5 protein-coding genes and 1 rRNA gene are annotated in these 6,019 nt (G+C 39.6%); all 6 read left to right on the top strand.

Going from position 1 to position 6,019, the window contains the following annotated elements; all coding sequences use genetic code 11:
• Window positions 1–180 precede the first annotated feature (180 nt).
• The 6 genes from rrf (at window position 181) to clpC (ending at window position 5,956) form a co-directional block, all read left to right on the top strand.
• Window positions 181–292 (top strand): 5S ribosomal RNA (gene rrf, locus ABU914_RS08665).
• 194 nt (window positions 293–486) lie between these two features.
• Window positions 487–1,188, top strand: coding sequence for an MgtC/SapB family protein (locus tag ABU914_RS08660; RefSeq protein WP_379669345.1), 702 nt, complete (start codon window positions 487–489; stop codon window positions 1,186–1,188).
• Between the two features lie 212 nt (window positions 1,189–1,400).
• On the top strand, window positions 1,401–1,859 hold the full coding sequence (locus ABU914_RS08655) for a CtsR family transcriptional regulator (protein ID WP_379669340.1): 459 nt from the start codon (window positions 1,401–1,403) through the stop codon (window positions 1,857–1,859).
• A 25-nt stretch (window positions 1,860–1,884) separates the two neighbouring features.
• Window positions 1,885–2,421, top strand: a complete 537-nt coding sequence (gene mcsA / locus ABU914_RS08650) for a protein-arginine kinase activator protein McsA (protein WP_379669339.1) — start codon at window positions 1,885–1,887, stop codon at window positions 2,419–2,421.
• A gap of 3 nt (window positions 2,422–2,424) precedes the next feature.
• Window positions 2,425–3,492 carry a protein-arginine kinase McsB gene (gene mcsB, locus ABU914_RS08645; RefSeq protein WP_379669338.1) on the top strand — a complete coding sequence of 356 codons (1,068 nt, stop codon included), beginning with the start codon at window positions 2,425–2,427 and terminating at the stop codon, window positions 3,490–3,492.
• Window positions 3,493–3,523: 31 nt separating this feature from the next.
• Window positions 3,524–5,956, top strand: a complete 2,433-nt coding sequence (gene clpC, locus ABU914_RS08640; RefSeq protein ID WP_379669337.1) for an ATP-dependent protease ATP-binding subunit ClpC — start codon at window positions 3,524–3,526, stop codon at window positions 5,954–5,956.
• The last annotated feature ends 63 nt before the right edge of the window (window positions 5,957–6,019 follow it).

Here is a 6,019-nt window from a genome sequence, read left to right as displayed (position 1 = left end):
ACGTGGAGCTGAGAGATACTAATCGGTCGAGGACTTAACCACAAACGAAGGCTTTGGCGCTTACGAGGCGTCAAAGCAGGACAGCAAAACGATGGGATGTCGTATCTAGTTTTGAAGGTTCAACCTTCATAAATACATAAAAGGTCATTCAACACAAATTGTTGAACATACCGACGACTGTCTAGTGACGATAGCGAAGAGGTCACACCCGTTCCCATGCCGAACACGGAAGTTAAGCTCTTCAGCGCCGATGGTAATGGGCTTTGCCTGTGAGAGTAGGACGTTGCTGGGCAGATTTGGAGAAATAAACAGCGATAAGTCGCTGTTTTTTTGCTTTTTAGGAGTAAGTTGATGTTTGAGCGAGTTCTTTTTGTTTTTATTAAAAAAGTGGGTTATCCAATAATAATTTGTTGATGACTTCAATAGGAAAAGCATCTTCTTAATATACTAATTTTAAGAAGATAGAAAGAAGGTGACGAATTGTCGGTGTTATCCTCATTGTTTAATCATGATCTATTTGTTGTGGCAGTACGGATGTTTGTTGCTGCTGTGTTAGCTGGTTTTGTTGGATTAGAAAGAGAGTTTAAACAACATCCAGCGGGGTTGAGAACACATCTTTTAGTCGGTGTTGGCTCTTGCTTAATGATGACGATGTCAATTTACGGATTTGAAAAACATATTGGTATGCATGAAAATGTACGTTTTGATCCTGCTCGTATTCCATCGTATGTCATTAGTGGGATCGGTTTTCTAGGTGCAGGTACAATTATTGTTCATGGTCGAATGGTGAGAGGACTGACGACAGCTGCTTCGATCTGGGTTGTTGCTGGAATTGGGTTAGTTGTCGGAGCAGGAATGTATTTTGAAGCGATTTTAGCTACGGTGATCGTTGTTCTAAGCTTGTTTTTACTGACAAAAATTGAACCGCTGTACGTGAAAAAGGAAAGTCGTAGAGTGTTAATTGTACAAGGCGATGACGACTTGACATTGCAAGATGTTACACAAATGTTAGACTCATTTTCAATTCGCGTTGAAAAAAAATCGGTTGATAAATTAAAAAAAGATGGAATCATCCTTCGAAAATATACGCTCCATTGTCAGTATAACCGCAATAAAAATATGACTTTGGCAATCGATCAGTTGATGAGTCATAATCGTGTGTTAAAAGTTGTGAATGGTATCGATTAAATAATCATGATTAATTATGTTTTGTTTCAGGTCGAAATGGGGAAAATAGGTAAATAAGGGATTGAATGGGGATGCTTGTAAAAATTTCAGTAGTGGATTTGTGCCCAATTATTGAAAATACTTGTCTGAAAGGGTTGCAACCTTTTTTTTAGATCGAGTATACTAAATACATAAAGTCAAATATAGTCAAAGTCAGAAAGGTGGGGAGGTCGATGAAAAATATTTCTGATATCATTGAAGCCTATTTGAAGAAAATTTTGAGCGGAAGTAATACGATTGAAATAAAGCGACATGAAGTTGCAGAAAAATTTCAATGCGTCCCCTCACAAATTAACTATGTGATCAATACGAGATTTACAGTTGAAAAAGGCTATATCGTGGAGAGTAAACGGGGTGGGGGAGGGTATATCCGGATTATTAAAATTCGACCAAATGATAAAGCTGAGTTAATCGATCAATTGATCGAGTTAATCGGTTATAAATTATCACAAACTGCGGCAGAAGATTTAATTTTCCGCTTACTTGAAGAAAAAGTGATATCTGAAAGAGAAGCTAGAATGATGTTAAGTGTCATCGATCGGGAGACAATCTCTATTGATTTGCCGACACGTGATGAACTGAGAGCGAATTTACTAAAAGCGATGTTTATTACTTTAAAATATAAAATATAGTATATGGGATATGGAGGGGTGAAAAGTGGAATGTCAAAATTGCAAAATCCATCCTGCAACACTCCATTTTACGAAAATTGTAAATGGGGAAAAGATGGAGATGCACTTATGTGAGCAGTGTGCTAAAAATAAAGGAGATATGATCTACGGGCAAAATAACTTTTCTATTCATCAGTTATTAACAGGATTGTTAAATTTTGACCAACCTTTCAAAAATAATAAAAAAACGAACAGTTTTACATTTGCGAGTCCAAAATGTGAAAAGTGTGGAATGACGTATGAACAATTTGCGAAAATTGGACGGTTTGGTTGTGCAAATTGTTATGAAACATTTGACGCGAAACTTGATCCCCTTCTTAAACGAGTACACAGCGGAAATCATACTCACTCGGGGAAAATTCCGAAGCGCGGCGCAGCTGATCTTCATGTAAGGAAAAAAATTGCTCTTTTAAAAGAAACGATGCAAGATTATATTGAAAAAGAAGAGTTTGAAAAAGCAGCGCTCATTCGTGATGAGCTTCGTTCCCTCGAAAAACAATATGGAGATGAAAAGGGGGAATGATCGATGTCATTAGAGCGATTTATTAGTGAAGCAATTAGTCCATGGATGAAAGAATCGGGGCCAGATGATGATATCGTTTTAAGTAGTCGCATACGATTAGCAAGGAACCTTGATGAATATACATTTCCACTTTTAACATATAAACACGATGGGGAAGCGGTATTAAATCAAATAAAGTCACACATCGGAAAACATACAAACGATGAATTAGCAAAGCTCGAGCTAATCCTTATGCAAGATATGGAGTCGATTCAAAAGCAAGTATTAGTCGAAAAGCATCTTATTAGTCCACATCTCGCGAATGATGCATCCCATGGTGCTGTTCTACTTAGTGCAGATGAGTCAATCAGCATTATGATAAATGAAGAGGACCATATTCGTATTCAACATCTAGCCTCTGGTTTAAAATTAAAAGAAGTACTTGAACGTTCGAATCATATTGATGATTTACTCGAAGAAACACTTGATTTTGCTTTTGATGAAAAGCGAGGCTACTTGACAAGTTGCCCTACGAACGTTGGAACCGGGATGCGCGCATCGGTTATGATGCATTTGCCAGCCCTTGTGTTAACACAACAACTAAACCGAATTGCCCCAGCAATTAATCAACTAGGGCTTGTCGTAAGAGGAATTTACGGGGAAGGTAGCGAAGCATTAGGTAACCTTTTTCAAATTTCTAATCAAATGACGTTAGGCAAGTCGGAAATGGATATAGTGGAAGACTTGCAAAGCGTTGTATTACAGCTCATTGAACGTGAGCGACACGCAAGAGAAATGCTTTTGCAAAATTCAAAAACGCAATTGGAGAACCGTGTATATCGTTCATATGGCGTTTTGCAATATAGCCGGATTATCGATTCTAAAGAAGCGGCAAATTGTTTGTCAGATGTTCGTCTTGGTATCGATCTTTCGCTTATTCAAGATGTATCTCGGACGATTTTAAATGAGTTAATGATCTTAACTCAACCAGGCTTTTTACAGCAATATGCAGGAGAACGCCTCAGTCCGAATGAACGTGATATTCGTAGAGCATCGATTATACGCGAGGCATTAAAATTAAAAGAGCAATAAGGCGAATACGTAGAAGGAGGATGAACCGAATATGATGTTTGGAAGATTTACAGAAAGAGCGCAAAAAGTGTTGGCGCTTGCTCAGGAAGAAGCGATCCGATTAGGTCATCATAACGTAGGAACAGAACATATATTGTTAGGACTTATTCGTGAAGGAGAAGGTATTGCAGCAAAAGCATTAATCGCTTTAAATCTTGACCCTGAAAAAATTCAAAAAGAAGTGGAGTCGCTCATTGGTAGTAGCACAGAAAAAGTGCAATCAATCCATTATACACCACGAGCGAAAAAAGTGATTGAGCTTTCGATGGATGAAGCTCGTAAGTTAGGGCATTCTTACGTTGGGACGGAGCACATTTTGCTCGGTTTAATTCGCGAAGGTGAAGGGGTTGCTGCACGGGTACTTAACAATTTAGGAATTAGTTTAAATAAAGCAAGACAGCAAGTGCTTCAATTGTTAGGAAGTAATGAAACAAGCTCGAGCAACCAAAGTGCGATTACGAATGCGAATACACCGACACTAGATAGTCTGGCGCGCGATTTAACACAAGTGGCACGTGAGGGTGGACTCGATCCTGTCATTGGGAGAAGCAAAGAAATTCAACGTGTCATTGAAGTATTAAGTCGTCGTACGAAAAACAATCCAGTTATTATCGGTGAGCCAGGTGTTGGGAAAACAGCGATTGCCGAAGGATTGGCTCAACAAATCGTCGACAATGAAGTACCAGAGATTTTACGTGATAAGCGTGTGATGACGCTTGACATGGGAACGGTTGTAGCTGGTACAAAATATCGCGGTGAATTCGAGGATCGTTTGAAAAAAGTGATGGACGAAATTCGTCAAGCTGGCAACATCATTTTGTTCATCGATGAATTGCACACGTTAATCGGAGCTGGTGGTGCCGAAGGTGCAATCGATGCGTCGAACATATTGAAGCCAGCGCTTTCTCGTGGTGAATTGCAATGTATCGGAGCGACAACATTAGATGAATATCGAAAATATATTGAGAAAGATGCAGCGCTTGAACGTCGTTTTCAACCGATTCAAGTGAATGAGCCAACGTTAGAAGAATCGATTCAAATTTTGAGAGGTCTACGTGATCGATACGAAGCACACCATCGGGTGACAATCCCGGATGAGTCGATTGAAGCGGCTGTTCGTCTTTCGGACCGTTATATTTCTGATCGATTTCTCCCGGACAAAGCGATCGATCTTATTGACGAAGCCGGCTCAAAAGTAAGACTACGTTCTTATACAACACCACCCAATTTGAAAGAATTGGAACAAAAACTTGAGGAAGTTAGAAAAGAAAAAGATGCTGCTGTTCAAAGCCAAGAGTTTGAAAAAGCTGCTTCCCTTCGTGACCATGAACAGCGCTTACGTGAAGAAGTTGAACAAACGAAAAATGAATGGAAAGAAAAACAAGGGCAAGAAAATCAAGAAGTGACTTCTGAAGATATTGCAAAAGTCGTTGCAAATTGGACGGGAATCCCTGTTTCGAAACTGAAGGAAGAAGAAACAGAACGTTTATTAAAACTAGAAGAAATTCTTCATGAGCGAGTCATCGGTCAAGATGAAGCAGTAAAAGCTGTATCTCAAGCAGTAAGACGGGCTCGCGCAGGGTTAAAAGATCCAAAACGACCGATCGGTTCATTCATTTTTCTCGGACCTACAGGAGTTGGAAAGACAGAGCTTGCTCGTGCGTTAGCTGAGGCGATGTTTGGGGAAGAAGATGCTGTGATTCGAATTGATATGTCCGAATATATGGAAAAACATGCGACATCAAGACTCGTTGGTGCGCCTCCAGGGTACGTCGGTTATGAAGAAGGCGGACAGCTTACCGAAAAGGTTCGCACAAAACCGTATTCGGTTATCTTGCTTGATGAAATTGAAAAAGCACATCCAGACGTGTTTAACATCTTGTTGCAAGTGCTTGAGGACGGACGTCTAACCGATTCTAAAGGGAGAACGGTCGATTTTCGCAACACGATTTTAATTATGACATCGAACGTCGGTGCAAGTGCTTTGAAACGAAATAAATACGTTGGCTTCACCATACAAGGACCAGATCAAGACTATAAAGATATGAAAGATAAAGTACTCGATGAATTGAAAAAAGCATTTCGCCCCGAATTCCTTAACCGAATTGATGAAACGATTGTATTCCATTCACTTGAGAAAAAACATTTACAAGAGATCGTCACGTTAATGGCGAATCAGTTAAAAAAGCGGCTTCATGAACAAGGAATTGATTTTGAACTTACAGAAGCAGCGAAAGAAAAAATTGCAGAAGATGGGTATGACCCAGAGTATGGAGCAAGGCCGTTGCGCCGGGCGATTCAACGCCATATTGAAGATTTACTTTCCGAGGAATTATTAAAAGGAACGATCAATAAAGGAAAGTACGTCCAGATTGATGTAGAAGATGGAGAATATGTTGCAAAAGAACTTGCGAAAGCGAAGTGATGAGCCAATGGACCGAAAGTTTTTTACTTTCGGTCATCACTCTTTATATTATGATCGAACAAT

Origin of the sequence: Pueribacillus sp. YX66 (assembly GCF_041725775.1) — a bacterium.
Lineage (GTDB): Bacteria > Bacillota > Bacilli > Bacillales > UBA6769 > Pueribacillus.
This window is presented reverse-complemented; position numbering and strand designations above follow the sequence as displayed.

Bases quoted from the DNA above. Each gene is read 5' to 3' on its own strand.
- mcsB (WP_379669338.1), top strand. From the start codon at position 2,425: ATGTCATTAGAGCGATTTATTAGTGAAGCAATTAGTCCATGGATGAAA.
- clpC (WP_379669337.1), top strand. From the start codon at position 3,524: ATGATGTTTGGAAGATTTACAGAAAGAGCGCAAAAAGTGTTGGCGCTT.
- ABU914_RS08655 (WP_379669340.1), top strand. From the start codon at position 1,401: ATGAAAAATATTTCTGATATCATTGAAGCCTATTTGAAGAAAATTTTG.